This is a genomic window from Streptomyces sp. NPDC034049 (assembly GCF_055575575.1).
Window position 1 is genome coordinate 182,951 of sequence record NZ_JBVISJ010000013.1, and the last position, 26,555, is coordinate 209,505.

Below are 26,555 nucleotides of genomic sequence, written 5' to 3' on the forward strand. Positions count from 1 at the left end.
CGTGTCATCGAAGGACGAGCCGACGACGAAGCGCGACACCCGCGCCGACGCCCACGTCGCCGATCCCCGGGCCGGCGGTCCCGCCGACGGCCCCGAACTGCGCGCCGAGGGCCTGCGCCTGGCCTACGACGACCGGATCGTCGTCGAGGACCTCGACCTGGTGATTCCGACCGGCCGGGTCACCGCGATCGTCGGCGCCAACGCCTGTGGCAAGTCGACCCTGCTCCGCGCCCTGGCCCGCCTGCTGACCCCCAAGGCGGGCACCGTCCACCTCGACGGTCGCTCGGTGCACTCCATCCCGACCCGGGTCCTCGCCCAGCGGCTCGGCATCCTCCCCCAGACGCCCGTCGCACCCGAGGGCCTGACCGTCATCGACCTGGTGGGGCGCGGACGTTCCCCGCACCAGACCTGGTGGCGGCAGTGGTCCCAGAGCGACGAGGAGGCCGTGCACGAGGCGCTCAGGGCCACCGCCATGAGCGACCTCGCCCACCGTCCCGTCGACGAACTCTCCGGCGGACAGCGGCAACGCGCCTGGATCGCCATGGCCGTCGCCCAGGGCACCCCCGTGATGCTGCTGGACGAGCCGACGACCTATCTGGACCTCGCCCACCAGATCGACGTCCTGGACCTGGTCACCGATCTCAACCGACACCAGGGCCGAACCGTCGTGATGGTCCTGCACGACCTCAACCAGGCCTGCCGGTACGCCGACCACATCGTCGCCATGAAGGGCGGGCGCATCGCGGGCCAGGGCGCCCCGGCCGACGTCATCACCGCCAGGACGGTCGAGGACGTCTTCGGACTGCGCTGTGTGGTCGGAGAGGACCCCGTCAGCCGCACACCGCTCGTGATCCCGATGGGCCGTCACCACGAGGGCGAGGGCGACGGCGTGGACGCCGACGCGGTGCCCGTGGCGGGCACCGCCGGCTGACACGGGCGCCAGGTCGGGCGCCGCCGGCCGCCACGGCCGACGGCGCCCGATCTCACGGACGGGCCGTCAGATAACCACCCATCGTGCGGAAGTAGTCCGTGGCCGCGAGTTCCGTGCCGTCCTCCGTCCGCACCCGCTTGACCACCAGCCCCGGCAGCCGCCCGGAGCGGGCCTCGGCACCGGCGACGATGACGACACCGTCGCCCTCCCGGATGAAGATCCGCCCCGGCGTGCCGCCGTAGCGGCCCTCGGACACGGCGGCCGAGACGATCCGGATGCGCTGCCCCCGGTGGTGGGTGAAGGCGTTCGGGTACGGGTCGGACTGGGCCCGTACGAACCGTTCCAGGTCCTCGGCGGGCCAGGTCCAGTCGATCCGGCTGTCCTCCAGGGACCGCTTGTGGAAGAAGCTCGACCGGGAGCGGTCCTGAGGCGTCCACACGGCCTCGCCGGAGGCGATGAGGTCCAGCGACTCGGTGACCAGCGGGCCGATCAGATCGACCGTGCGGTGGAACAGGTCCGTCGCCGTGTCCTGCGGTCCGACCCGCACCGAACGCTGCAACAGCACGTCGCCCATGTCGAGTTCGGCGTCCATGCGGTGGGCCGTGACACCGACCTCCGGCTCGCCGTTGATGAGCGCCCAGATGAGCGGCGAGAAGCCCGCGTAGGTGGGGAGCAGCGAGTCATGGATGTTCAGGGTGCCATGCGGCGGAAGGTCGAAGATCTCCGGCGGCAGCCAGGTGCGCCAGTTGTTCGCCACGATGAGATCCGGCTCGGCCTCCTTGAGCACGCGCAGCAACTCGTCGTCGTCCGGCCGGTTGCGCAACAGCACCGGTACGCCGTGCTGTTCGGCCAGGTCGGCGACCGAGTCGTTCCAGATCTTCTCGTACGCGTGGTCGCTCTTCGGATGGGAGACCGCCAGCACCACCTCGTGGTCGGATTTCAGCAGTGCCTGCAGCGTCCGGTGTCCCCAGGTCTGGTACCCGAACATGACGACCCGCATATGAGCCCTCCTCAGCCGTTGCTAGGTAAGGCTTACCTTATCTAACATGGCTCTGCTGGGGGAGGCTGTGTTCCGGCTTGGGAGACTCTGTGACCCCTTCTATGAAAGGCAGATGACGCGGTGACGACGCTGCACACCGGGGCGGATTCCATCTACGACGTACTGGGGATCGGGTTCGGCCCCTCCAATCTCGCACTCGCCATCGCATTGCACGAACACTCCGTGGCGTCCGGCACCGAGGACGGACTGCGGGTCGGGTTCCTGGAGAGACAACCCCGGTTCGGATGGCACCGGGGCATGCTCATCGACGACGCCACCATGCAAGTGTCCTTCCTGAAAGACCTGGTGACGATGCGTGACCCCACCAGCGACTTCAGCTTTCTGTGCTACCTGCGCGACCGCGGACGTCTGGTCGACTTCCTCAACCTGAAGACGCTCTTCCCGCTGCGCATCGAGTTCCACGACTACTTCGAGTGGGCGGCCGCCCGCGTCGCGCACCTCGTCGAGTACTCCGCCGAGGTCGTCTCCGTGCGCCCCGTCACCCGGGACGGCGAGATCCGCTACTTCGACGTCACCAGCCGCACACCCGGCGACCCGGACAGCCTGACCGTCCGCCGGACCCGTAGCATCTGCGTGGCCACCGGCCTGGAACCCCACCTCCCGCCCGGCGCGGCCCTCTCCGAACGGGTCTGGCACAACAGCCAGTTGCTGCCCCGCGTCGACCAGGTCGTAAGCTCCGGACAGCCGGTGCGCCGCGCGGTCGTCCTCGGCGCCGGACAGAGCGCGGCGGAGGCCGTGGACTACCTCCACCGCAGCTTTCCCGAGGCCGAGATCTGCTCCGTCTTCGCCAAGTACGGCTACACGCCCGCCGACGACAGCCCCTTCGCCAACAAGATCTTCGACCCCGAGGCCGTCGACCTGTACTACGGCGCGCCCCGCGAGGTGAAGCAGTCGCTGTTCGACTACCACCGCAGCACCAACTACTCCGTCGTCGACATGGACCTGATCGAGTCCCTGTCCCGGTCCATGTACCAGGAGAAGGTCCAGGGCCGGGAGCGGCTGCGGATGATGAACGTCTCCCGGCTGCGCGAGGTCGAGGCCGGCACCGAGGACGTCAAGGTGACGGTGGAGTTCCTGCCGACGGGGGAGCGCGAGATCCTCTCCGCCGACCTCCTCGTCTACGCCACCGGCTACCGGCCCCAGGGCGTCGGCGACAACCTCGGCGAGATCGGCAAACTCTGCCTGCGCGACGACGAGGACGCCCTCATGGTCGGCCGCGACCACCGGGTCACCACCAACCCCAACGTCACCGCCGACATCTATCTGCAGGGCGGCACCGAACACACCCACGGCCTCACCTCGACCCTCCTGTCGACGACCGCCGTACGCGCGGGCGAGATCTGTGCCTCCCTCCTCGCCCGCCGGGCCACGGCCCTGGCGGCGCGCGGGTGACCGACCGCTGAGGTGCGCCCCCGGAGAGCCGGACGACCGGACTCCGGGGCGGGCCGGCACCGCGGGGTGATGTTCTCCGTCGCGCCGGCACACGGCGCGACTCCGCACAGCGCCGGTGCACACGGGACGACCGGTGCCGTGACACACGCGACTGGCTCGTCCGAACTCCCCCTCCACCGCGGTGACATACCGCCCACAGCCTCCCTGTCGGTCGGGGGCCTGCGCCGCACGGGCCGACGCGCGGCCCCCACGCCGCAGCCGGTGCCCGTCCGACGGGCCTGATCGGCCGGCGAGGGCGGACGCCGTGCCGTGTCCGCCCCCGTCGTGGCCGGCGGTCGATGCCGGCCCCCGCTACCGGTGGCCGGGGTGCGCGTCGACCTCGCCCCTTCGACGTACGCCCTTCGCCAGCGCGCCGCCCAGGGCACCGGTCACGAGTCCCCACAGCACGGCGAGTCCGAGCGCGGACCACAGGTGGGGGCGCAGGTACAGTTCCCCGCCCAGATCGCCACCGAGGTCGCCGATGCCGAGGACCGACAGTCCGTAGTGCGCGGAGATGCGGCCCACCAGACAGATCGTCAGGACGGTGAGGGCGAGCGCGGCCGCCATGTGCACCCCGTGCTGCCACCACCGCACCCGGGCCGGGGAGCGGGCCGCCATCACGAACGCGGCGAGCGTCAGCAGCACGGCGTTCACGAGCAGCAGCCACCAGACCCGGCCGTCGTACTCGGCGAGGGAGTCCAGGTTCAGGGTCGACACGTCGGGGCCGCGCACCACCTCGTCCAGGATCTTCGGCATCGGCAGCCCGAAGGGCCCCTCGACCTGGCTGTCCCAGGTCGCGCCCAGCCCGATCGTGAGGACCAGCCACATCACGTTCGGCAGCCCCAGCAGGATCACCGCGGCCGTCTCGGCGGCGTGCCCCCGGGTCAGCGCCACCACCACCGCGATCACCAGCCCGATGCCGACGTACGCCAGCAGCAGGCCCACCATCGCGTACGCGGCGGGCCGCACCGACTCCTGGAACCGCAGCAGCCGCGCCGGGAGCGGCGCGCCGCGCGACACCAGCAGCGCCAGGACCAGCACACCGGCGAGCCACAGCAGCCCGAAGTACACGGTCGGTGCCATGGCCGTCTCGAAGCCCACCTCGGCGGAGGTGCCGAAGAAGTCGCCCACGTCGCCGAGGGAGATGTCGAAGTCCTGGCGGGCCGTGAGCGCGAGGCCGACCAGCGCCGCAAGCCACAGGACGGCGACGCGGGCGGCCCAGCCCGCGAGTTCGCCCGCCCCCGCGACCGCCCGGTGCCGCAGCGGCCGCAGGAATCCGGCGGCGATCACCAGCGCGCCGACGAGGGTCACCGACAGCGGGACCACGGTCAGGCCCGCCCGTGTATCGGCGAGGGGCCCGGCGTCGCCGGAGAGTTCGATGGTGCCGCCCACCGCCGTCACCACGGTGGCCGCGACGACCCGGGGGAACGCCCCGTCCGGGAGGTCCGTCGCACCCGCCGCCCAGAGCCCGAGGGCCGCCGTCACGACCATCGCGACCAGCCCGGCCAGCACGGTCGCGAGGGCGTGGAGCCAGCCGTGGCGGGCGGGCACCCGCTCGGGTGAGGTCGTCCGCCGCGGACGCAGGGTCTGGGGACTCACTCTTGCCACGCTAAGCACGGCCGAGGCACTCCGCGCGCCGAGGCCGGGTCCGACGGGCGCGCGGGCCGGCGGGGCGACCGCCTTCGGTCCGCCGACGCCCCTCGGCTTGCGGGCGGCACGGGACCAGAGCACACAATGGGCCTGTTGTGGAGCAGAACGCCGTCATCGGTGTGAATCGCCGCAGAATCCCTACGGCGGGAGAAGCCCTGTGAGCGCCGACCAACCGTCCTCCGGCCGCCCGACCGGCCCGCCCTCCGGCCCCCTGTCGGGACCGTCCCAGCCCGGCCCCACCCCGCACGACCCGACCCGGCCGAGCGTCGGGCGCCCGCCGGAACCCCCGAGCGGGCCCTCGGGCCCGGGCGGAACGGGCGACACCGGCGGCGGGAGCGGCGGACCCGGCGGTCCTGGAGGGCCCGAGGGGCCTGGAGGCCCCGGCGGGCCCGAGGAGCCCGGCGGTCCCTCCGGCGGCTCCGGGGCAGGGCCCGCGGGCCCCGGACGCCCGTGGTGGCGGTCCGCGCCCCGCATCGCGCTCATGGTCCTCGCGGCCGTCGTCGCCGTGGTCCTGGTCGTCGTCCTCACCCGCTCCGACGACCCGGGCGGCTCGGCGGACGGCGAGGTCTTCCTCCAGGCCGCCGGCAAGTCCGGACCCGACCCGTTCACCGAGTCGACCGCGAAGGACAGCTCCACCCCACCGGAGACCCCCACGGCGACACCGACCCGGTCGGATCCCGCCCACGTGACCCGCGCCGTGGACGGCGCCGCCGCCGGCCTCTACGGCGGCACCCGCGACGTCGCCAGCTGCGACGTCGAGAAGCAGGTCGAGGTGTTGCGGGCGAACCCCGCCAAGAACGACGCCTTCGCCTCCGTCGCAGGCGTCGACTCCTCCGACGTACCCGCCTATCTGCGCGCGCTCACCCCGGTGCAACTGCGCATGGACACCCGCGTCACCAACCACGGCTACCGCGACGGAGCCGCCACCAGCTACCAGGCCGTCCTCCAGTCCGGCACCGCCGTCCTCGTCGACGACCGCGGGGTGCCCCGGGTGCGCTGTGCCTGCGGCAACCCCCTCAAGCCACCGGTCGCCCTGAAGACCACACCGGAGCCGAAGGGCGACTCCTGGGCGTCGTACCGGCCCCAGAACGTGGTGGTGGTCGAGCCCGCGACGGTGATCATCAACGTGTTCGTCCTCTACGACCCGGAACACGACGACTGGTTCACCCGTCCCGCCGGCGACACCGGAGGCACGGACAAGAAGACCACCCCGCCCGTCGACCAGCCCTCCCCGTCGGCGTCCACGTCGTTCTCCGAGGAACCGCCCACCGAGTCGCCCGAACCGTGTCCCTCGACCCCGGGCGGAGCCGCGGACGACGAGACCGCCACTCCGTGCCCCTCGTCGTCCTCGGTGACACCCTCCACCTCCGCACCGACCGAGACGAAGACCTCCGCGCCCGAGCCGGAGCCGGAGAGCCCCGAGACGGCCGACTCTCCGCAGGACGACACCGGGACGACCGGGTCGGCGCCCCTCCAGGGCAGCAGCCGGGAGCCGGTCACCCCGACCTCGTGACCGGCCCGGCGAGCGGCCCGGGGGACTGCCGGCCTTTTCGATCCGGCAGTCCCCGGGCCGTCCTGCTCATTCGTCGATCGCCGACCCGAACAGCGCGTCCACGGCCGGCGCCCCGAGCGAGGCGGCGTCGAAGGTCCACGACCCCGACGCCGTGATGCCGCCCGCGCCCGCCGACAGCACCCAGACATGCCCGTCGTCGGTGTTCTCGCCCGGCGCGGCGGCGAGCAGCCCGAAGCGGCCGTCGCCGTTCGGGTCGGTCAACCGGACCTGGGCGCCCCACTTGTCGCCCTTCTCGGCCGCGCCCGGCACGTCCGCCGAGTTCTGGTCCCAGGACCTGGCGCCGGCCGAGGTCAGCCCGGAGGCCGAGCCGCGCAGCACCCACACGGCACCGGCGTCCCGCACCGTGCCGATGTCCTCGCCCGCGGCGCCGATCGCCACGTCCGCGTAGCCGTCCCCGTCGGTGTCCGCGACCGACAGGTCCGAGCCCCAGCCGTCACCGGCCTCGGCGACCCCGGGCACGCCGTCGGAGTCCTGCACCCACCAGTCGGGCTCGGCCGCCGGCCCGTCCGGACCGCCGAGCCGTACGCCGACCAGGCCGCCCGTCGTGGTCTCGCCGGGCTGGTCGTCCGGGGAGTTGGGCTCACCGGTCACCAGGTCGTCGTACCCGTCACCGTTGATGTCGCCGGACGCCGCCACCGGACCGCCACGCAGATCACGCTCGTACGTCAGCCCGTCGGCGTTCCCCGACAGATAGGTCGACCAGCCGTAGCCGGGTTCGTCACCGACGCTGAGTCCCGACACGACGAGGTCGGCGAAGCCGTTCTTGTCGTAGTCGCCCGTGGTCAGGGACTTGGCGGCGATCTGGCGGGCCTCGGCGGACTTCGGTGCGACCCGCCGGGTGGCCTCGTGGCGCATCGAGGCGCGGGCCGCCTCGTCGTACGCGAACAGCTCCACGTCGTACCCGTCGAGGACGGCGAGGAGGTCGCCCTCCGTCTCGGCGGTGAAGCGCGCGGCGGCGAGGCCGAGGCCGAACCGCTCGCCGGCGGCGGGTTCCTGGGTCTCCAGCCAGTCGCTCGCGGCGCCCGTGAGCCCGGCCTTCGAGCCCCACAGGACGGCGACGCCGCCCGCGTCCTTCAGGGTGCCGAGGTCCTCGCCGGGGATGCCGACCACCGCGTCGTCGAACCCGTCGCCGTCCAGGTCGCCGGTGGCGACCGCCCGGCCGAAGCCGTCGCCCGCCTCGGCCGCCCCCGCGACCCCCGAGGTCGACTGGCTGAACCGGGCCACGTCGCCGGTGCCGATGCCTCTGGCCGAGCCGTACTGCACGGTCACCAGCCCCGCGCCCTTGCTCCCGCTGACGGTGGCACCGGGCGCGCCGACCAGCACGTCCTCGTAGCCGTCGCCGTCGAAGTCGCTGTTGCGGTCACTGGCTTGCGTACTGCCGGGCACCCCCGCGTAGGCCGACGGCGCGGCGACGATCGCCGCGCCGGAGACGAGAAGAAAGGTGGCTGCCGCGAGGGCAGCCGAACGGATCTTGCGCATGTACGGCTCCAAAGAGTAAGAACGGCCGGGCAGCGCGGGGGTGTCCGGAAAGGGCCCGTTCCTTGTCCGGCGCCCTGTTCGACCGCGGAGGAGAGGGAAGGGTTGCACGGCCGGGAGCGAAGGAAGCAGAGGGAAAAGAGGTGGCGCGCCGCCCTGGTGGACGCCGATGCTCCTTCGCATGACCGACCGAGGCGCAACACGCCAAGACGCACAGCCGCGACACGCACCGCACCACGAACAGGCTGAACACGAACAGGCTGAACACGAAGAGGTTCGACCGGCACATCCTCAGCACGAACAGCCGCTGCCCGAGCGTCGGCCCGGGTGGGGTGACCGCTTCGTCGGCCCCGAGGGGGACCCGCGCGCCGAGGGCGGCTTCGAGGGGGAACGGGCCACCCTCGTCGGCTACCTCCGCAACCAGCGCCTCACCCTGGAGTTGAAGTGCGCGGGCCTCGACGCCGAGGCACTGGCCCGCCGTTCGGTGCCGCCGTCCAACATGTCGCTGCTGGGGCTCGTACGCCACCTGGCCGGCGTCGAACAGTACTGGTTCCGCGAGGCGTTGGCGGGCCGGCCGGAGCCTCGCCACTACCGCGCCGGCGAGGACCCCGACGGGGACTTCAACGGCGCCGTGGCCGACCCCGAGGCCGTGGCCGAAGCCTGGCGGACCTGGCGCGCGGAGGTCGACTTCGCCGAGCGCTTCGTGGCCGCCGCCCCCGACCTGGCCGTCACCGGACAGCACGACGGCGAGCCCGTGGCCCTGCGCGAGGTGCTGGTCCACCTGATCGAGGAGTACGCGCGCCACAACGGCCACGCCGACTTCCTGCGCGAACGGATCGACGGCCGCATCGGTCAGTGACGCCCGGCGCGGAACCGGATTTCCCTCAGGGCGGAACGCCACCCCCTTCCCCTCCCGCCCGCCGTTCCTAGGCTGGAGAAGTGAGCCCACACGCCTCGAACCAAGCCCGAGTCATCCCCCTGCGTCCGGCCGCGGCCCCGCCTCCCGGCCCGCCCGCCAAGGAACCCCTGTGGCGGGACCTCGTCGGCGACGTGCTGCGCCGCGAGCGCCTGGCCCAGGAACGCACCCTGAAGGACGTCGCGGACGCGGCCCGTATCTCGATGCCGTACCTCTCCGAGGTGGAACGCGGCCGCAAGGAGGCCTCGTCGGAGGTCCTCGCGGCAGCCGCCCAGGCCCTGGGCCTCGGCCTGGGCGACCTGCTCTCCCTGGCCCAGACCGAACTGACCCGCAGCACGCCCCGGGCGTCTTACGACGGTCTGTGCCTCGTGGCCTGACGAGGGTTCACCGTCCCGCGCCCCGTCAGGGGCGCGGGGAACTGCGCGAGCAACCACGGACGACCCGCAGCCGCACGACAGGCGAAGCCCCCACCCCCGCAGGCGACACTCAGACCTCCACCAGCCGCCGGCTCAACACCTCGTCGGCCAGCCCGTACCCGACCGCCTCCTCCGCCGTGAACACCTTGTCCCGGTCCATGTCGGCCCGCAGTTCGGCCACTTCGCGCCCCGTGTGCCGCGCGAGCACCTTCTCGACCTGTGCCCGGATCCGCACCATCTCCTTGGCCTGGAGGGTGAGATCGGAGACCGTGCCCTGACGGCCTCCGCTCGCCGGCTGTCCCAGCAGCACCCGCGCGTGCTCCAGCACGAAGCGCCGCCCGGGATCCCCGCCCGCCAGCAGCACCGCCGCCGTCGAGGCCGCCTGACCCACACAGAGGGTCGAGATCGGCGCGCGGACGTACGACATCGTGTCGTAGATCGCCATCAGCGAAGTGAACGAGCCGCCGGGGGAGTTGATGTAGACGGAGATCTCGCGGTCCGGCATCGCCGCCTCCAGATGGAGGAGCTGGGCGATGACGACGTTCGCCACCCCGTCGTCGATCTCCGTGCCGAGGAAGACGATCCGCTCGGAGAGCAGGCGGCTGAAGACGTCGTAGGACCGCTCGCCCTGTGCGGTCCGCTCGACCACGTTCGGAATGGTGTACGTCCCCATCACTGCAGTCCCATCCGTCGACGCGAGGAGGCCGGCCGGACGTCGTCGAGCGACTCGACGACACGGTCGACCATCCCGTACTCCCGGGCCTGTTCGGCCGTGAACCAGCGGTCGCGGTCGCCGTCCCGGGAGACCGTCTCCTCGGTCTGCCCGGTGTGCTCCGCGGTGATCCGCTCGATGGCCCGCTTGGTGAACTCCAGGTTCTCCGCCTGGATCTCGATGTCCGCGGTGGTGCCGCCGATGCCGGCCGACGGCTGGTGCATCATGATCCGCGCGTTGGGCAGCGCGAACCGCTTGCCGCGGGCGCCGACGCTCAGCAGGAACTGGCCCATGCTCGCCGCGAAGCCCATCGCCAGCGTGGACACGTCGTTCGGGATCAGCCGCATCGTGTCGTAGATGGCGAGGCCGGCCGTCACCGAACCGCCGGGGCTGTTGATGTAGAGGCTGATGTCGGTGCGCGGGTCCTCCGCCGACAGCACCAGCAACTGGGCGCACACCCGGTTGGCGGAGACCTCGTCGACCTGGGTGCCGAGGAAGACGATCCGCTGGGCGAGGAGCTGCGCGGCGAGATGGTCGTCGAAGCGCGACGGCGGGGTGTCGCCCTCCTCCGCGCGCGGGGCGAGCATCGGGGCCCGGCCGGTGATCAGTGGAGCCACGGTTCCTCCCTGGGGGTGAACGCGACCGCGGTGGCCGCTGTCTCCACCCTTCCCGAGAACCCCCTCTCACCTGGCCTTTCTCTGCCCTGGGCAGATTCGCCGACAGCAGAGCGGAGCACGGCCCGCCCCCACCCGGCAGATCTCGTGGCCGCGCCACCGATGAGTTTTGGGACCAGCGTCGGTCGACACAGGAGACGACCCACCCCGCCGGAGGAGGCGCACATGTCCAGCGAAGGTTTCACCACCTGCCTGTGGTTCGACGGCCAGGCCGAGGAGGCGGCCGCCCACTACGTCTCGGTCTTCAAGAACTCCCGGCTCGGCCGGGTCACCCACTACGGCGAGGGCGCCCGGCAGCCGGCCGGCTCCGTGCTCACGGTGGAGTTCACGGCCAACGGCCAGCAGTTCGTGGCGCTGAACGGGGGCCCGGAGTTCAAGTTCACCGAGGCCGTCTCCTTCCAGATCCTCTGCGCCGACCAGGACGAGATCGACTACTACTGGAACAGGCTCACCGAGGGCGGCGAGCCGGGCCCGTGCGGCTGGCTCAAGGACCGGTTCGGGGTCTCCTGGCAGGTCGTGCCCGCCGAACTCGTCGACATGATCAGCGACTCCGATCCGCAGAAGGCGGCCCGGGCGACCGCGGCGTTCATGGCGATGGGGAAGTTCGACCTCGCCGCCCTGCGCAAGGCGTACGCGGGCGAGTAGCCGTCCCCGCGCCCCCTCCCGCCCTGGTGGGAGGCCTCCGCGACGGGGCCCCACCAGGGCGCGCACGACGATTTCCACGATTCTTTACCTGAGCCGGGTAGCGGCCGCAAAGGACTGCGGTGAGGCTTTCCAGTGCACCAGCTGTTACCCGGAGGAACCTTGAACGTCACCCTGACCACCTGGCTGTTCACCGTCGTCGCCCTGTGCGTCCTGGTGGGGGTGGACTTCTTCATCGGCCGAAAACCCCACGACGTGTCGCTCAAGGAGGCCGGCATCTGGTCGGCCGTCTGGATCGCCCTGGCCATCGCGTTCGGCCTGGGCGTGCTCGCCGTCGGCGGGGGCAAGCCCGCGGGCGAGTTCTTCGCGGGCTTCATCACCGAGAAGTCCCTGAGCGTCGACAACCTCTTCGTCTTCGTGCTGATCATGGCGAAGTTCGCGGTGCCCTCGCAGTACCAGCAGCGGGTGCTGATGGTCGGCGTCCTCATGGCCCTGGTGCTCCGCGCGATCTTCATCGCGGCGGGCGCGGCGATCATCTCCAGCTTCTCCTGGGTCTTCTACATCTTCGGCGCGTTCCTGATCTACACCGCCTGGAAGCTGGTCGAGGACGCCCGCAAGGGCAGCCACGAGGAGGAGTACGAGGAGAACAAGCTCCTCAAGGCGGTGGAGAAGCGCTTCGGGGTCGCCGACCGGTACCACGGCACCAAGCTGTGGATCGAGGAGAACGGCAAGCGCGTCATGACGCCGATGCTGGTCGTGATGCTCGCCATCGGCTCCACGGACGTCCTCTTCGCCCTCGACTCCATCCCCGCGATCTACGGCCTCACCCAGGACCCGTACATCGTCTTCACCGCCAACGCGTTCGCCCTGATGGGCCTGCGCCAGCTGTACTTCCTCATCGGCGGCCTGCTGAAGAAGCTCGTCCACCTCTCCTACGGCCTGTCGATCATCCTCGGCTTCATCGGCGTCAAGCTCGTCCTGCACGCGCTGCACGAGTCCGGTGTCCACGTCCCGGAGATCTCCATCCCCTTCTCCCTCGGCTTCATCGTCCTGGTCCTCGCGGTGACGACGGTGACGAGCCTGTGGGCGTCGAAGCGGCAGCAGGAGGCGGAGGCGGCCGCCACGTCGGAGGCGGAAGCGGCGAACGCCGAGGGCTCGGGCGACGACGAGCCCACGTCCCAGCGGGTCTGAGCGGCCGCCCGGGGCACGACCCCTAGTGCCGGTCGGTACGCGCGTCGGCGATGGCCCGGGTGATCTCCCGGGCCATCCGCGTGATCCCCGGGGACCGGACCGGGCACGGCCTGGGCTTGGACGTCGTCGGAGCCAGACAGAAGTGCAGGTAGTCCTGGTCGTGGTGGAGCGCGGTGCGGTCCCGGCCGGGCTGGGTGCAGTAGCCGTCGTGCTCGCGTTCGTAGGCGGTGCAGGGCAGGTACTGGGCCCAGGTGTAGCGGCCGGTGGCCGGGCTGACGGCCTTTCCGGCGTCCGCGACCAGATCCCCGGAGGCCTCGGCCTGCTTGGTGTACAGGGCGTTCACCCGGCGCACCCGCTCCGGCGTCATCGGGTCCGGGCCCTGGAGCACCCACACGATCCTCGGCCGGTGCTCACCACCCGCGTTCGCGATCTGCTCGGTGAGCTGCTCGGCGGCGGCCGTGTACCGCCGGAAGTACTCGGCGCGGGCCTTGCCGTAGGTCACGCCGTCCATGCAGGGCGTGTAGTCCCAGGCGTTCCCCCAGAACTGCAGGACCACATAGTCCGGGCGCAGCCGCCGCACCAGCGCGGCCGCCTTGTCCCGCGGCGGGACGAGCGACCGGTCGGCGGTGCCCTCCAGGTAGTCGCACAGGGTGGTGCCCGAGTAGGGGGCGCTGGTGTAGCGGGCGCCGAGGTCGTCCTTCAGCAGGTCGCCGAGCACGTTCTGGTTCTCCGTGGCGAGGGAGTCCCCGAGGTAGAGCACCTCGGGCGCGGGCTTCGCCGCCCCGGTGCCGCCCGTGCCGGCGCCGTCGCCGGGAGGTGCCGTGGCCGCGCGCCGGTGCGTGGTCGACGACGGGCCCGGTGCGGCGGCCGACGGCGGCACCTGGTCCGGCGCGGACTCCGGATCCCCGCACGCGCCGAGCAGCAGCCCGGCGAGCACCGCCCCCGCCACTCCCACGATCCACGGCTTGCCCATACGGCGACTCCCGCCCCGATCACCGAAACGGCTCCCCAGGCAAGCACAGCCCGCCCCGGGGCGGAAGACCCGTGTCGGCCATGAGGGCGCCCGGTCCGGCCGGACGCCCTCGCTCCGTCAGGTCACGGGGTCACGGGGTCATGCCACCCGTGCACGCGGCACCCGGCTCCGGTGTCTGCTCACCCTGCACGTACTTGTCGAGGAACTTCCGCACGCGCGGGTCGGACGCCTTGTCCACCTTCAACTGGTGCTCCCAGGCGCTCAGCACGATGGGCGAGGACTGGTCCTCGTAGGGGCTCATGAAGGTGTACGTCGTCTTGTTCACGAGGCCGGTCAGCGACTCGACGTCCGCCTTGGCCGCCTTGTCGTTGTAGGTGATCCAGACGGCGCCGTGCTCCAGCGCGTGCACCGCGTTCTCGTTCGGCACGGCCTTGGTGTACACCTGCTTGTCGCAGTTGACCCACACCTGGTTGTGGTCGCCGCCCACGGGCGGGCTCATCTTGTAGTCGACCTTCTCGGTGACGTGGTTCTGGGTGAGCTTCGACCAGCTCTTCACGCCCTCGACCGGCGCGGCCTTCGCCTCCTCCTTCTCCTGCGCGGCGTCGATCAGGAACCAGCCGCCGCCGACGAGCCCGGCGAGGATCACACCGGTGACGCCGAGGGTGAGCAGCCGCATGCGCCGCTCACGGGCCTGCTCCGCCTTGCGTATCTCCTCGACGCGGGCACGCCGCGCCGCCTCCCTGGCCTTGGGGCTGCTGTTCTTGCCCTTCGGCGCGCTGTTCCTGGACTTGGATGAAGCCATGGGGTGCCCTTCTCCCGGCCCTGCCCGCACGGGGCACGGCGGTCCTGCGAGTCGTCTGAGGTGGTGTCGTCGGGGCCGGCGGCCGGCCTAGACGCGGAGCAACTGCAGTTCGTGGAGATCGGGAGGGCGGGCCCGTCCCGGCTCCCGTGAGCCGTCCGGCGCGACCGCGGCCGGAGCCGGGGCGGGCTGCCAGGGCGCGGCGGTGTGATCGGCGCCCGGCAACGGCATCTGGCCCAGCACCGCGGCCGGGTCGGGGGAGTGGCAGTCGTGCTCACCGGGACTGTGGCCGCAGGGGTCGCGCTCCACCTGACGCGTGTGCGCCGTGACCGACCGGCCCGCGGCCGGCCGTCCCTCCACCGCCTTCTCCTGCGCCGGTCCCGCCGAGGCCGCCTGCGGACGCCGCTCGGGCGCCTCGCCGGGGGGCGAGCCCGCGCAGAACAACAGGAACGTGGCCAGGGCGATCGCGGCCACGAGCGACAGGTGCGCCGTCCGGCCCGGGGCGCACGGCAGCGCCGTACGTCGGAACGGTCGGCCGGACATGGCGGCACCTCACGCGGAGAGGCGAACGGGAGTGCGAGCGCCGCTGAAATTATCAGACGAGGCACGGCCGTGGCCCCGCCCCACGGAACTCGTGCCGGTTTCACGCGGTCCGTCCTGTTCGGCGCGCGACCGGGACCCGTCCTGGCTAGCGTGAGAGCCGGTGAACCACCTGTCGAACCGAGGAGAGTGGCAGTCATGGCCGCACACCCCGAGGGAACGCCCTGCTGGGTCGACGCGATGTTCAGCGACGTCGAGGGCGCCAAGAACTTCTACGGCGAGGTCCTGGGCTGGACGTTCGGCGAGTCGTCCTCCGAGTACGGCAACTACACCCAGGCGTACGCGGACGGCAAGGCGGTGGCCGCGGTCGTCCCGCCCATGCCCGGCCAGGAGGGCCAGTCCGCCTGGTGCCTGTACTTCGCCACGTCCGACGTGGACGCCACCGCCGCGAAGATCCGCGACAACGGCGGCGACGTGCTGATGGAACCGATGCGCGTCGGCGACTTCGGCTCCATGCTGCTGGCCCGCTCCCCGGACGGCGTCGTCTTCGGCGGCTGGCAGGCCGGCGCGCACCAGGGCTTCGAGTCGATGGGGGTGCCCGGCGCGTACACCTGGGCCGAGATCTTCACCCGGGAGCCGGAGAAGTCCGACGCGTTCTTCCCGGCGGTCTTCTCCTACCGTTCCAAGCAGATGGACGACCCCGACAACCCGCACATGGACTTCCGCGTCTTCGACCTCGGCCAGAACCCGCTGCTCGGCCGGATGAAGATGACGGCGGAGGACTTCCCGCCCGAGGTGCCCTCGTACATCAACGTGTACTTCGCCGTCCCCGACTGCGACGACGCGGTCGCCAAGGCCACCAAGCTCGGCGGTGTCCTGCGCTTCGGTCCGATGGACACCCCCTTCGGCCGCTTCGCCGCGCTCAGCGACCCGCAGGGCGCGTCGTTCTCGGTCATCGACGTCACCAACACACAGGGCGAGATGCCCGAGCTGAAGGACGTCGGCTGAGCGGACGGGCACGGACGGGAACGCGCGCATGGCATGATCGAGCGCATGTCGGAACGTGTTGTGGCCGCCTGCGACGGAGCCTGCAAGGGAAACCCCGGGCCGGCGGGCTGGGCCTGGGTGGTGGCCGAGGACGATGAGATCCCTGCGCGCTGGGAGGCCGGGCCGTTGGGCCGGGCCACCAACAACGTCGCCGAACTCACCGCGCTGGAGCGGCTGCTGGCGGCCACCGACCCGGCCGTCCCGATCGAGATCCGGATGGACTCCCAGTACGCGATGAAGGCGGTCACCACCTGGCTGCCCGGCTGGAAGCGCAACGGCTGGCGCACGGCCGCGGGCAAGCCGGTCGCCAACCAGGAACTCGTGGTCCGTATCGACGAGTTGCTCGCCGGCCGCTCCGTGGAGTTCCGCTACGTCCCCGCTCACCAGGTCGACGGCGACCGCCTCAACGACTTCGCCGACCGCGCGGCGAGCCAGGCGGCCACCGTCCAGGAGCCCGCCGGTACCGAGCTGGGCTCCCCGGAACCGCCGGCCGCGCCGGACACCGTCCCGGCCCGCCGCGCACCGGCGAAGAGGTCCGGGAAGCCGGGCGGGACCGGCGGCCGTGGCGGCTCCTCCGGCTCCTCGTCCCGCTCCGGCTCCTCGTCCCGCACCATCAAGGCGAAGTTCCCCGGCCGCTGTCTGTGCGGCCGCCCGTACGCCGCGGGTGAGCCCATCGCCAAGAACGACCAGGGCTGGGGCCACCCGGAGTGCCGTACGGGGGCGACCGCCGGGGCCGAGTAGGCCGCCGGGCGGGAGACCACCAGGGCGTGCGCGTCACACGACAGTGCCGCGCCACTCCCCGGTCTCCCGGCCGCGCTCCTCGATGAACTTCTTGAAGCGCTGCAGGTCGCCCTTGGTCTGCCGCTTCACCACGCCCAGCTTGTCGGCCACCTTCTCGGCGGTGCCCTCCGGCTGGAACTCCATCTGCAGCATCACCTTGGTGCGCCCCTCGGCGAGATGGTGGAAGGTGACGACACCGGCCTGCCGGGCGTCACCGGAGACGGTCGTCCACGCGACCCGCTCGTCCGGGACCTGCTCGGTGATCTCCGCGTCGAACTCCCGGTGCACACCGTCCACCTCGGTCACCCAGTGCGTGAGCGTGTCCGACCGCTGCTCGATCCGCTCGACCCCGCTCATGAACTCGGGGAACGTCTCGAACTGCGTCCACTGGTTGTAGGCGGTCCGTACAGGGACCTGGACCTCGACGGACTCCTCGATCTGGGTCATCGGGCGCCTCCCTCACATCGGTTCTCGTTGCGGTCGCGACCGGGTCGCCCCGGCCGCGTCCGGCGCGAGTACCCAGGTCCCCGGCGGATCAACGTCCTCAGGCCGCGTCGAACGTGTAGTGCGGGGTGTGGTCGAGCAGCGCCGCAGGGGTCGTGTCGTTCCACGGCTTCATGGTCTCGTTCAGGTCGACCACGTTCGGCGTCCCGGCCGCAGGTGCGTACGCCGAGCCCGGGTGCAGCCGCTGCCAGTCGGCCCACAGCTTGTCGACGAACGCGTGGTGCAGCCAGAACACCGGGTCGTTGGGGGAGACCCCGGTGCCCATCTGGCCGCCCACCCAGACGTGCACCCGGTTGTGGAGGTTCACGCCCCGCCACCCCTCCAGGTGGTTGCGGAAGCCGTCCGAGGCGCTGTTCCAGGGAGCCATGTCGTACGTGGACATCGCGAGCACCGAGTCCACCTCGGCCCGCGTCGGCAACTGCCGCACCGCGCCGCCGAGGGAGCGTCGCAGATAGGTGCGGCCGTCGATGCGCACATTGATCGGCCAGTTCCCGGTGGACGCCGCGAACGGCCCGTCCATCACCCGACCGTCGCGGCTGCGCCCGGTGCCGCCCAGGAAGTCGGGCGCCCAGAGGGAGGAGCGTGCCGTGCGATCGGCCGTCCAGTCCCAGTAGGGCAGGGCGACGGTGGGATCCACGGACTGCAGGGCCCGTTCGAACTCCAGCAGGAATCTGCGGTGCCAGGGCAGGAAGGAGGGCGAACGGTGGCCGGTGCGCTCGCCGTTGTCCGTGTCGCCGAGGATGAACGCGTTGTGCGTCGTGACGAACTCGTCGTAGCGGCCGGAGCGCTTCAGCGCGATCAGCGCGTCGACGAAGCGCCGTTTCTCGTCGGCGGTCAGGGTCGCCTGGTTCTTGCGTGTGGTCATGGCTCTGCGGCTCCTTGCGGTGTTTCCGGTGGTGCGTGTGCGTGTGCGTGTGCGTGCTGCGGTTGCCGGCGCGGTCGCGGGCGGCGGGTCAGTTGAAGGGGACGAGGCGGGCGCCCTGGAGTTCGTCGACCGCCGCGCGGGCCGCCGCGCGCGGTGTCGGCACGGGGGAGTAGTGGCTGACGACGCTGATCCAGCTGCCGTCGGCGTTCCGCATCACATGCAGCTCCGCCTCGTCGACGAACACCGCGTACCCGGTGCCGTGGTGGTGGCCGCCGCCCTCGGTCGGGCGCCCCTGTATCCGGCGGCCCCGGTAGACCTCGTCGAAGGGCTGGAGGCCCTGGTGACCGTCGTGGTCGCCGTGACCCCCGTGGCTGCCGTGGTCGTCCGCGGCCGCCGCGGTGAGCGGGGCTCCGACCGTCACGGCGAGGGCCGCCGCGGCCCCGAGAGCGTGGCGTCGGGTGATGTCGGGCATGCGAAAACCTCCTGGGAAAGGGGTGATTGATGACCCGTCATACCTATCCACCCGCTGTGCGGCGGGAGAAATCCCAGAAAACCGGTTGGCCGTGATCAGGACAATCGCGGATATGTCGTGCAAGGTTGAACAAAGATGATCTTGCTGTGGCGGCCTCGCGGGTGCGGGCGGAGGGAGATATTCCGCCCGGTGGCGGCGACGGTGCCGATGATCTTGCGGTGCGGGCGCAGGGGGCGTGGCCGGCGTCACGCGGGCAAAGTGGCGCGATTCCGGAGCGGTCGTACGCTGCTACTCTTCGTGGTCAATTGATCGCTTTGCGCAGCGAAATGGGAGTGTGCGTGAAGATCGCATGCGTCGGCGGCGGACCCGCAAGCCTGTACTTCTCGATCCTGATGAAGCGGCAGGACCCGTCCCACGACATCACCGTCCATGAACGGAACCCGGCCGGGTCGACCTACGGCTGGGGCGTCACCTACTGGTCCGAACTGCTGGACAAGCTCCGCGAGAAGGACCCCGAGACGGCCCTCGCCATCAGCGAGAACTCCGTCACCTGGAACAGGGGGGTCGCGCACGTCCGCGACCGCAGGACCGTCCAGCCCGGCGACGACGGCTTCGGCATCGGCAGGCGTCGCCTGCTCGAACTGCTCGCGGACCGGGCCCGCGCCCTCGGCGTCCGGGTGGAGTACGAGGACGAGATCACGGCCGACGCCCTGCCGGACGCCGACCTCGTCGTCGCGGGCGACGGAGTCAACAGCGCCGTGCGCGAGCGGTACGCCGACCGCTTCGGCAGCGACATCGTCCTCGGCCGCAACGCTTACATCTGGCTGGGCACGACCAAGGTCCACGACGCCTTCACCTTCTCCTTCCAGGAGACCGACCACGGCTGGATCTGGGCCTACGCCTATCCGTTCAGCGACGAGCAGAGCACCTGTGTCATCGAGTGCTCCCCCAGGACCCTGAGCGGCCTGGGCCTGGACCGCCTGGGCGCGGCCGACGGCCTGGCCCTGCTGGAGAAGCTCTTCGCCGACATCCTCGACGGCCACCCGCTGCTCGGCCGCGACCAGGGCGACGGCACCGCCCGATGGCTCACCTTCCGCACCCTGACCAACCGGGCCTGGCACCACGGCAACCTGGTCCTGCTCGGCGACGCCGCCCACACCACGCACTACTCCATCGGCGCGGGCACCACCCTCGCCCTGGAGGACGCCATCTGCCTGGCCGAGGCCCTCGGCGCCCACCCGGAGACGGAGGTCGCGCTCGCCGCGTACGAACGGCGACGCAAGTCCGACCTCCTGCGGCTGCAGAGCGCGGCCCGGTACAGCGCCCGGTGGTACGAGAACATCCAGCGGTACATCGACCTCCCGCCGGAGCAGATGTTCGCGCTCCTCGGCCAGCGGCACTCCCCGCTGCTGCCGTACGTGCCGCCGCAGCTCTACTACCGCCTCGACCGCGCGGCCGGCCGACTGGAGGCCCTGCGCCGCCTCAAGCGCTGGCTGGGCCCGAAGCTGGCCCGGACGTCCCAGTCGCGGGCCCTCGCCGGACGGAAGTAGCCGGCGGCGGCCGGCCCCGGGACGGCCGGGACGGGCCGCTAGCGGACGCCGTGCGGCCGGAACTGGATGCTGATGCGCGGCCCCACCGCCCGTGTCGACTTGGGCACCGCGTGGTCCCAGGTGCGCTGGCAGGAGCCGCCCATCACGATCAGATCGCCGTGGCCCTGCGGAAAGCGCCGGGTCTGACCGCCCCCGCCGTGCGGACGCAGGGCGAGGTCACGGGGGTCGCCCACGGACAGGATGGCCACCATCGTGTCCTCCCGGGCGCCCCGCCCGATCCGGTCGCCGTGCCAGGCCACACTGTCCCGCCCGTCGCGGTAGAAACAGAGCCCGGCCGTGGCGAACGGCTCGCCCAGCTCGGCGCCGTAGTGCGCGGACAGAGCCTCCCGGGCCTCGTCCAGGACGGGGTGCGGGAGGCGGTCCTCCGGGCCGTAATAGGCGAGCAGGCGTGGTACGTCCACGACCTGCTCGTACATCTGCCGGCGCTCCGCCTTCCACGGCACGTCCTCGGCGAGCTGTGTGAACAGCGCGTCGGCGCCCCCTAGCCACCCGGGCAGTACGTCGACCCACGCCCCGGCACCCAGCTCACGTCGGTGCAGCCCGTCGAGGGGGCCGAGGCGGAGGTCGTCGGACTGGTCGAAGAGGGAGCCCTGGAGGTGCGCGGCCATACCTGCAGCGTACACCCGTATTCGAAAATATGTTCGCTCGACGTATGGGCAGGCCCGCGAGGCCCCGCCGACACCTCGCGGGCCCGGCTCCTCTCCTCGCCCGCCCGCTCAGTGCTGCTGGGCCTGCGGAGTCACCTCGCTCGGCCGGACGACCACGAAGCCCTCGCCCTCCAGCTTCAGCTGCACGGCCTCCCCGGAGCCGCCGCGGATCATCGACCCGAAGGACTGCGAGCGGTGCAGCGAGGTGGAGAGGTGGGCCGTCCAGCCCACCACCGCGTCCGTGTCGACGAACACCGGCAGCTGCGGAGAGACCGGGATGACCAGCGGATTGCCGTCACAGACGAGACCCAGCCTGCCCTGTCCCGTGAAGACGCTGTTGAACAGCCCGCCACCGGTCATGCCGGCGCCCTTCACCGTCTTGATCTCGTACGACAGCGACGAGTCGAAGCAGAGCACGTTGCGGCCGTTGACGGTGAACACGTCGCCCGGCTCGATGTCGACGATGAAACAGTTCTGCGCCTCGTGCGCGAACCAGGCCTCACCCTGACCGCGCACCGCCATCAGGGCCAGCCCCTCCCCGGTGACCGCGCGCTTGAGCATGCCGCCCACGCCCTGGCCCTTGCGTTCGAACTGCAGATTCCCCCGGAAGGCGATCATCGCGCCCTGCCGGGCGAGCATCTCGCCGTTGACCGCGTACTTGATCGACTTGGCGTTCTGGACGCTCATCCCCGGCGCGTACGCCGGCTGGACCATGTTCTCGTTGGAGAAAAGATCGCTCTTCATACGGGCATGCTGTCCCGGACTGCCCGATTCCGCCAAGCGACGCGCGCGGCAAGCGAATTGAGGAGCATGACAACATCTCGACCGGACTGGTAGAAGCGGACGCATGACCGACAAGACCGCCGGTGTCGACCTCCCGGACCGCCGGGGCCGCACCGGGCTCGACCGCACCGGCCGCGACCTGACCGGCAACCCGCGCGTCAAGGTGCGCGACGTGCGCCTGCTCTCCAGTCACTGGTACGTGGAGCGCACGACGACCTTCGACTTCCAGCACGCCGACGGCACCTGGAGCACGCAGGAGCGTGAGACGCACGACCGCGGCAACGGCGCCACCGTCCTGCTCTACGACACCGACCGCGAAACCGTGCTGCTCACCCGGCAGTTCCGCTACCCGGTGTACGTCAACGGCCATCCCGACGGGATGCTCGTCGAGACGCCGGGCGGCCTGCTCGACGACGAGGACGAGCACCCCGAGGTCGCCGTGCGGCGCGAGGTCGTGGAGGAGACCGGCCACACCATCGGCGAGATCCAGCACGTCTTCGACATCTACATGAGCCCCGGCTCGGTCACCGAACGCGTCAGCTTCTACGCCGCCCCGTACGGACCGTCGACCCGCACCCACGAGGGCGGCGGGCTGGAGGAGGAGGGCGAGGACATCGAACTCGTCGAACTGCCCTTCCGCCGGGCCCTGGAGATGATCCGCAGCGGGGAGATCGCCGACGCCAAGACCATCATGCTGCTCCAATGGGCGGCGCTGGACGGGCCGTTCGGCGCCGGTCGCGAGTCCTGACGGCAGCGCTCAGGGGTCGAGCGCCTCGGCGGCCTCGGCGGCGACCGCCTCCGCCACCGCCGTCAGCGCGGGAGAGTCCAGCTTCCACTGCTGCCAGAACAGCTGGGCGTCCATGGACCGCTCGGGCGCCAGGTCGACGAGCCGGCCGCTGTCGAGCAGCCGTCCGGCCTGGGCGGCGGGCACCATGCCCCAGCCCATGCCGGCGGCCACGGCGTCCACGAAACCCTCCGAGGTCGGCACGTAGTGCCGGCGGGGACCGGCCGGGCGGCCCCGCGTCAGCCGCCGGACGAAGGCGTCCTGGAACTCGTCCCGCCGGTCGAAGAACACCACCGGCGCGTCGGCGATCAGGTCCCTCAGCGGTGTGCCCGATCCGGCGCCGAGCCACCGCTCCGCGAAGGCGGGCGCGGCACACGGCCGGTACCTCATCCGGCCGAGCGGCCGGACCGAACAGCCGGCCACCGCGTCCGGCGCCGAGGTGACCGCGGCCATCACGAGCCCCTCACGCAGCAGCCGTGCCGTGTGCTGCTCGTCCTCCCGGAGCAGTTCGTAACAGGGACGCAGTTCCTCCGGCACCCGGGTCAGGGCGGGCAGGAACCAGGTGGCCAGCGAGTCGGCGTTCACCGCGATCGACACCCGCGTGCTCTCCCCGGCGCCCGTCATCCCGAGCGCGGCGTGCGCGTCGTGTTCGAGACGGGCCAGCTGACGCGCGAACCGGACGATCACCTCACCGGACTCCGTCGGACGCACCGGCTTCTCCCGGATCAGCAGGACCCGGCCGACCCGCTGCTCCAGCGCCTTGACCCGCTGGCTGACCGCCGACGGCGTCACATGCAGGGCACCCGCCGCCGCGTCGAAGGTGCCCTCGTCCACCACGACGAGCAGGGTGCGCACCAGGTCGAGCGGAAGCTGAGACATCACGAGCGCTAATGATACGTAAGAATCTTTAGCTGTACGCATGGCGGTGGGTTTCCTACCGTCGTGGGGGTGTTCAGCGAAATGACAGCCCTCGCGGCCGGCTTCGGCACCGGCCTCTCCCTCATCGTCGCCATCGGCGCCCAGAACGCCTTCGTCCTCCGCCAAGGCCTGCACCGCGACGCCGTGCTCCCGGTCGTGGCCATCTGCGCCCTCTCCGACGCGGTGCTGATCGCCCTCGGCGTCGCCGGGGTCGGCGCGGTGGTCGTCGCCTGGCCCGGCGCGCTGACGGCCATCGCCCTGGTCGGCGGCGGCTTCCTCCTGGTCTACGGCGCGCTGGCCGCCCGCCGCGTCCTGCGGCCCGGCGACGACGCGCTGCGCGCGGAGAGCGGGAGCGGGGCGGCGGGCTCACGGCGCCGGGCCGTCCTCACCTGTCTGGCGCTGACCTGGCTCAACCCGCACGTCTACCTGGACACCGTGTTCCTGCTCGGCTCCATCGCCTCCGACCGCGGCCCCCTGCGGTGGACCTTCGGCCTCGGCGCCGGCCTCGCCAGCCTCTGCTGGTTCGCCGCCCTGGGCTTCGGCGCCCGGCTGCTCAGCCGCTTCCTGGCCCGCCCGTCGGCCTGGCGGGTCCTCGACGGTCTGGTCGCGGTGACCATGCTCGTCCTCGGCGGGATGCTGATCGCCGGAGCCTGAGCCACGGCGGACGCGGACGGGTCCAAGGGCCCGCGGGGGTTCGGCGACAGCATGTGAGACGGCGGCGAAATCGCCTGTCCCGGCGGCGGTGATCTCCGCGATAGTGGTGCCCGTATCGAAAGATGTATCGAGCATCAGGATGCCCGTGGACACCACCCAGAGCAGCGCCGACGACGACACCGCACCGGAGGACGACAGCGCGGCGGACGACGCCCCGACGGCGCCGGCCCGCAGGGGCCGGCGCCACTGGGCGATGGACACCCGCCCGCTGCGCCGCCCGGCCTACCGGCGCCTGTGGTCCTCGACCATCGTCACCGCCGTCGGCAGCCAGCTGACCGCCGTCGCCGTCCCCAAGCAGATCTACGACATCACCGGCTCCTCCGCCTGGGTCGGCTACGCGAGCCTCGCCGGCCTGCTGCCCCTGGTCGTCTTCGCGCTCTGGGGCGGCGCGGTCGCCGACAGCGTCGACCGCCGCACGCTGCTGCTCGTCACCAACACCGGCATCGCCGTCACCTCGGTGCTGTTCTGGGTACAGGCCGTCACCGGCCTCGAATCCGTGTGGACGCTGATGGCCCTGCTCGCCCTCCAGCAGGCGTTCTTCGGCCTCAACTCACCCGCCCGCAACGCCTCCGTGGCCCGCCTGGTCCCCGCCGAGGAACTTCCGGCGGCCGCCGCGCTCGGCTCGACCGTGATGCAACTCGGCCTGGTGGCGGGACCGTTGCTCGCCGGCGCCCTCATCCCGGTGATCGGCCTGGCCGAGCTGTATCTCCTCGACGCGCTGGCCCTCTGCGTCACGCTCTGGGCCGTGCACCGGCTGCCCTCCCTGCCGCCCCTGGACGCCACCACGAAGGGGCGTGCCGGCCTGCGGGAGGTGCTCGCGGGCTTCCGCTACATCGCCCTGCACAAGGTGCTGCTGCTGTCCTTCCTCGCCGACATCATCGCGATGGTCCTGGGCATGCCCCGCGCCCTCTTCCCGCAGCTGGCCGCCACCACGTACGCGCCCTACGGCGAGGGTCTCGCCCTCGGCCTGCTGTTCGCCGCGATCCCCGTCGGGGCCGTCGTCGGCGGACTGATGTCGGGCACCTTCTCCCGCTCCCACCGCCACGGACTGATGGTGATCGCCGCCGTCATGGCCTGGGGCGCGGCCATCACGGGCTTCGGGCTGAGCACCAGCCTGTGGTTCGCGGTGGTGTTCCTCGTCGTCGCCGGAGTCGCCGACATGGTCTCGATGGTCTTCCGGGGCGCCATCCTGCTCTCCGCCGCGACCGACGAGATGCGCGGCCGGATGCAGGGCGTCTTCACCGTGGTCGTCGCCGGCGGCCCCCGCCTCGCCGACGTCCTGCACGGCACGGCGGGCGCCGCCTTCGGCACCCGTACGGCCGTCGCCGGCGGCGGACTGCTCGTCGTCGCGGCGGTCCTGATCCTGGCGACGGCCACACCGGCACTGCGGCGGTACCGGATCTGACCGTTCGGCACACCGCTCTTTCGTACGCTTGTCAGCCCACCCCTCACCGGCAGGAGTTGCGACGATGCAGTACGTGAAGCTCGGCTCGACGGGTCTGGACGTGTCCCGGATCTGTGTGGGATGCATGAGTTTCGGCCTCCCCGACCGAGGCACGCACGAATGGACCCTGGACGCGGAGGCGTCCCGCCCGCTGATCCGGCAGGCACTGGACGCCGGGATCAACTTCTTCGACACCGCGAACGTCTACTCCGACGGCACCAGCGAGGAGATCGTCGGCCGCGCGCTCGCCGAGTTCGCGCGCCGCGAGGAGGTCGTCGTCGCGACCAAGGTGAACGGCGCCATGCACCAGGGCCCCAACGCCTGGGGCCTGTCCCGCAAGGCGATCATGACGGAGATCGACAACAGCCTGCGGCGCCTCGGCACCGACTACGTGGACCTCTACCAGATCCACCGCTTCGACCCCCACACCCCGGTCGAGGAGACGATGGAGGCCCTGCACGACGTGGTCAAGGCGGGCAAGGCCCGCTATCTCGGGGCGAGTTCGATGTACGCCTGGCAGTTCGCGAAGATGCAGCACACCGCCCGGCTGAACGGCTGGACACGGTTCGTGTCCATGCAGAACCACTACAACCTCCTCTACCGCGAGGAGGAGCGCGAGATGCTCCCGCTGTGCGAGGACCAGAGCGTCGCCACGCTGCCCTGGAGCCCGCTCGCGCGCGGCCGCCTCACCCGGGACTGGAACACCGTCACCGCGCGCGCCGAGACCGACGAGTTCGGCAAGACCCTCTACCAGGAGGGCGACCGGGAGATCGTCGACGCCGTCACCCGGATCGCCGGTGAGCGCGGCGTGCCCCGCGCGCAGGTCGCCCTCGCCTGGCTGCTGAGCCGGCCCACGGTCACCGCCCCCATCGTCGGCGCCACCAAGCCCCACCATCTCGCCGACGCCGTGGCCTCACTCGACGTCACCCTGACGGAGAAGGAGACCGAGGAACTGGAGCGGCCCTACACCCCGCGCGCGATCAGCGGCCACTGAGCGGCCGCG

General features: G+C 71.7%; 28 protein-coding genes. 14 read left to right on the forward strand and 14 right to left on the reverse strand.

Features of this window, described 5'->3' with window-relative positions; all coding sequences use genetic code 11:
- Nucleotide 1 precedes the first annotated feature (1 nt).
- The gene (locus ACZ52C_RS31605) at nt 2–931 is read left to right on the forward strand and encodes an ABC transporter ATP-binding protein (protein WP_469077947.1); all 930 of its coding nucleotides are present in this window, start codon (nt 2–4) and stop codon (nt 929–931) included.
- A 52-nt stretch (nt 932–983) separates the two neighbouring features.
- Here ACZ52C_RS31605 and ACZ52C_RS31610 read toward each other — a convergent pair whose 3' ends face one another.
- Complete coding sequence (locus ACZ52C_RS31610) at nt 984–1,931, reverse strand: methionyl-tRNA formyltransferase (protein WP_469077948.1); 948 nt, start codon at nt 1,929–1,931, stop codon at nt 984–986.
- Nucleotides 1,932–2,051: 120 nt separating this feature from the next.
- On the opposite strand from ACZ52C_RS31610, the gene ACZ52C_RS31615 reads away from it, so the two are divergent.
- Nucleotides 2,052–3,383: a lysine N(6)-hydroxylase/L-ornithine N(5)-oxygenase family protein gene (locus ACZ52C_RS31615; protein WP_469077949.1), complete on the forward strand. Its 1,332-nt coding sequence runs from the start codon at nt 2,052–2,054 to the stop codon at nt 3,381–3,383.
- Nucleotides 3,384–3,734: 351 nt separating this feature from the next.
- Here the strand turns inward: ACZ52C_RS31615 and ACZ52C_RS31620 are convergent, their stop codons facing one another.
- Nucleotides 3,735–5,021 (reverse strand): streptophobe family protein, encoded by a 1,287-nt coding sequence (locus tag ACZ52C_RS31620; RefSeq protein WP_469077950.1) that lies wholly within the window; start codon nt 5,019–5,021, stop codon nt 3,735–3,737.
- Nucleotides 5,022–5,229: 208 nt separating this feature from the next.
- Between ACZ52C_RS31620 and ACZ52C_RS31625 the strand changes: the two genes are divergently transcribed.
- Nucleotides 5,230–6,585 (forward strand): DUF6777 domain-containing protein, encoded by a 1,356-nt coding sequence (locus ACZ52C_RS31625; protein WP_469077951.1) that lies wholly within the window; start codon nt 5,230–5,232, stop codon nt 6,583–6,585.
- 66 nt (nt 6,586–6,651) lie between these two features.
- Here the strand turns inward: ACZ52C_RS31625 and ACZ52C_RS31630 are convergent, their stop codons facing one another.
- Nucleotides 6,652–8,124, reverse strand: a complete 1,473-nt coding sequence (locus ACZ52C_RS31630) for an esterase (RefSeq protein WP_469077952.1) — start codon at nt 8,122–8,124, stop codon at nt 6,652–6,654.
- A gap of 304 nt (nt 8,125–8,428) precedes the next feature.
- Here ACZ52C_RS31630 and ACZ52C_RS31635 point away from each other — a divergent pair, with 304 nt between their 5' ends.
- Together ACZ52C_RS31635 and ACZ52C_RS31640 are read left to right on the forward strand one after the other, a co-directional pair.
- Nucleotides 8,429–8,980, forward strand: a complete 552-nt coding sequence (locus ACZ52C_RS31635; protein ID WP_469078015.1) for a DinB family protein — start codon at nt 8,429–8,431, stop codon at nt 8,978–8,980.
- An 80-nt stretch (nt 8,981–9,060) separates the two neighbouring features.
- Nucleotides 9,061–9,414 carry a helix-turn-helix domain-containing protein gene (locus ACZ52C_RS31640; protein ID WP_469077953.1) on the forward strand — a complete coding sequence of 118 codons (354 nt, stop codon included), beginning with the start codon at nt 9,061–9,063 and terminating at the stop codon, nt 9,412–9,414.
- Nucleotides 9,415–9,523: 109 nt separating this feature from the next.
- Here the strand turns inward: ACZ52C_RS31640 and ACZ52C_RS31645 are convergent, their stop codons facing one another.
- Nucleotides 9,524–10,126: a ClpP family protease gene (locus tag ACZ52C_RS31645; RefSeq protein ID WP_469077954.1), complete on the reverse strand. Its 603-nt coding sequence runs from the start codon at nt 10,124–10,126 to the stop codon at nt 9,524–9,526.
- A complete protein-coding gene (locus ACZ52C_RS31650; RefSeq protein WP_469077955.1) occupies nt 10,126–10,782 on the reverse strand; it encodes an ATP-dependent Clp protease proteolytic subunit in 657 nt (218 codons plus the stop codon). Before ACZ52C_RS31650 ends, ACZ52C_RS31645 begins: the two co-directional genes overlap by 1 nt.
- Before the next feature lie 222 nt (nt 10,783–11,004).
- Here ACZ52C_RS31650 and ACZ52C_RS31655 point away from each other — a divergent pair, with 222 nt between their 5' ends.
- Both ACZ52C_RS31655 and ACZ52C_RS31660 read left to right on the forward strand, forming a co-directional pair.
- Nucleotides 11,005–11,484: a VOC family protein gene (locus ACZ52C_RS31655; RefSeq protein ID WP_469077956.1), complete on the forward strand. Its 480-nt coding sequence runs from the start codon at nt 11,005–11,007 to the stop codon at nt 11,482–11,484.
- Nucleotides 11,485–11,643: 159 nt separating this feature from the next.
- On the forward strand, nt 11,644–12,672 hold the full coding sequence (locus ACZ52C_RS31660) for a TerC family protein (protein WP_469077957.1): 1,029 nt from the start codon (nt 11,644–11,646) through the stop codon (nt 12,670–12,672).
- A gap of 22 nt (nt 12,673–12,694) precedes the next feature.
- On the opposite strand, the gene ACZ52C_RS31665 is transcribed toward ACZ52C_RS31660, so the two are convergent.
- The 3 genes from ACZ52C_RS31665 to ACZ52C_RS31675 form a co-directional block, all read right to left on the reverse strand.
- Nucleotides 12,695–13,645 (reverse strand): SGNH/GDSL hydrolase family protein, encoded by a 951-nt coding sequence (locus ACZ52C_RS31665; protein ID WP_469077958.1) that lies wholly within the window; start codon nt 13,643–13,645, stop codon nt 12,695–12,697.
- A gap of 130 nt (nt 13,646–13,775) precedes the next feature.
- Nucleotides 13,776–14,447 carry a DUF3105 domain-containing protein gene (locus ACZ52C_RS31670; protein ID WP_469077959.1) on the reverse strand — a complete coding sequence of 224 codons (672 nt, stop codon included), beginning with the start codon at nt 14,445–14,447 and terminating at the stop codon, nt 13,776–13,778.
- An 87-nt stretch (nt 14,448–14,534) separates the two neighbouring features.
- A complete protein-coding gene (locus ACZ52C_RS31675) occupies nt 14,535–14,987 on the reverse strand; it encodes a DUF6153 family protein (protein ID WP_469077960.1) in 453 nt (150 codons plus the stop codon).
- A gap of 195 nt (nt 14,988–15,182) precedes the next feature.
- Between ACZ52C_RS31675 and ACZ52C_RS31680 the strand changes: the two genes are divergently transcribed.
- On the forward strand, nt 15,183–15,992 hold the full coding sequence (locus ACZ52C_RS31680; RefSeq protein WP_469077961.1) for a VOC family protein: 810 nt from the start codon (nt 15,183–15,185) through the stop codon (nt 15,990–15,992).
- Nucleotides 15,993–16,025: 33 nt separating this feature from the next.
- Nucleotides 16,026–16,772, forward strand: a complete 747-nt coding sequence (locus ACZ52C_RS31685) for a ribonuclease H family protein (protein ID WP_469077962.1) — start codon at nt 16,026–16,028, stop codon at nt 16,770–16,772.
- A 33-nt stretch (nt 16,773–16,805) separates the two neighbouring features.
- Here the strand turns inward: ACZ52C_RS31685 and ACZ52C_RS31690 are convergent, their stop codons facing one another.
- The 3 genes from ACZ52C_RS31690 to melC1 form a co-directional block, all read right to left on the reverse strand.
- Nucleotides 16,806–17,258, reverse strand: a complete 453-nt coding sequence (locus ACZ52C_RS31690; RefSeq protein ID WP_469077963.1) for an SRPBCC family protein — start codon at nt 17,256–17,258, stop codon at nt 16,806–16,808.
- A 97-nt stretch (nt 17,259–17,355) separates the two neighbouring features.
- Complete coding sequence (gene melC2, locus ACZ52C_RS31695; RefSeq protein ID WP_469077964.1) at nt 17,356–18,180, reverse strand: tyrosinase MelC2; 825 nt, start codon at nt 18,178–18,180, stop codon at nt 17,356–17,358.
- A gap of 88 nt (nt 18,181–18,268) precedes the next feature.
- The gene (melC1, locus tag ACZ52C_RS31700; protein WP_469077965.1) at nt 18,269–18,652 is read right to left on the reverse strand and encodes an apotyrosinase chaperone MelC1; all 384 of its coding nucleotides are present in this window, start codon (nt 18,650–18,652) and stop codon (nt 18,269–18,271) included.
- A gap of 338 nt (nt 18,653–18,990) precedes the next feature.
- Here melC1 and ACZ52C_RS31705 point away from each other — a divergent pair, with 338 nt between their 5' ends.
- The gene (locus ACZ52C_RS31705) at nt 18,991–20,202 is read left to right on the forward strand and encodes an FAD-dependent monooxygenase (RefSeq protein WP_469077966.1); all 1,212 of its coding nucleotides are present in this window, start codon (nt 18,991–18,993) and stop codon (nt 20,200–20,202) included.
- A 38-nt stretch (nt 20,203–20,240) separates the two neighbouring features.
- Here the strand turns inward: ACZ52C_RS31705 and ACZ52C_RS31710 are convergent, their stop codons facing one another.
- A complete protein-coding gene (locus ACZ52C_RS31710) occupies nt 20,241–20,870 on the reverse strand; it encodes an alpha-ketoglutarate-dependent dioxygenase AlkB (RefSeq protein ID WP_469077967.1) in 630 nt (209 codons plus the stop codon).
- A 108-nt stretch (nt 20,871–20,978) separates the two neighbouring features.
- On the reverse strand, nt 20,979–21,653 hold the full coding sequence (locus ACZ52C_RS31715) for an AIM24 family protein (protein ID WP_469077968.1): 675 nt from the start codon (nt 21,651–21,653) through the stop codon (nt 20,979–20,981).
- A 103-nt stretch (nt 21,654–21,756) separates the two neighbouring features.
- Here ACZ52C_RS31715 and ACZ52C_RS31720 point away from each other — a divergent pair, with 103 nt between their 5' ends.
- Complete coding sequence (locus tag ACZ52C_RS31720) at nt 21,757–22,440, forward strand: NUDIX domain-containing protein (protein ID WP_469077969.1); 684 nt, start codon at nt 21,757–21,759, stop codon at nt 22,438–22,440.
- Nucleotides 22,441–22,449: 9 nt separating this feature from the next.
- On the opposite strand, the gene ACZ52C_RS31725 is transcribed toward ACZ52C_RS31720, so the two are convergent.
- A complete protein-coding gene (locus tag ACZ52C_RS31725) occupies nt 22,450–23,358 on the reverse strand; it encodes a LysR family transcriptional regulator ArgP (protein ID WP_469077970.1) in 909 nt (302 codons plus the stop codon).
- Between the two features lie 78 nt (nt 23,359–23,436).
- Between ACZ52C_RS31725 and ACZ52C_RS31730 the strand changes: the two genes are divergently transcribed.
- The 3 genes from ACZ52C_RS31730 (at nt 23,437) to ACZ52C_RS31740 (ending at nt 26,546) form a co-directional block, all read left to right on the forward strand.
- Nucleotides 23,437–24,048, forward strand: a complete 612-nt coding sequence (locus tag ACZ52C_RS31730) for a LysE/ArgO family amino acid transporter (protein WP_469078016.1) — start codon at nt 23,437–23,439, stop codon at nt 24,046–24,048.
- Between the two features lie 145 nt (nt 24,049–24,193).
- Entirely contained in the window at nt 24,194–25,513 is a 1,320-nt protein-coding gene (locus ACZ52C_RS31735; protein ID WP_469077971.1) for an MFS transporter, read from the forward strand.
- Between the two features lie 64 nt (nt 25,514–25,577).
- On the forward strand, nt 25,578–26,546 hold the full coding sequence (locus ACZ52C_RS31740; RefSeq protein ID WP_469077972.1) for an aldo/keto reductase: 969 nt from the start codon (nt 25,578–25,580) through the stop codon (nt 26,544–26,546).
- Nucleotides 26,547–26,555: the final 9 nt, after the last annotated feature.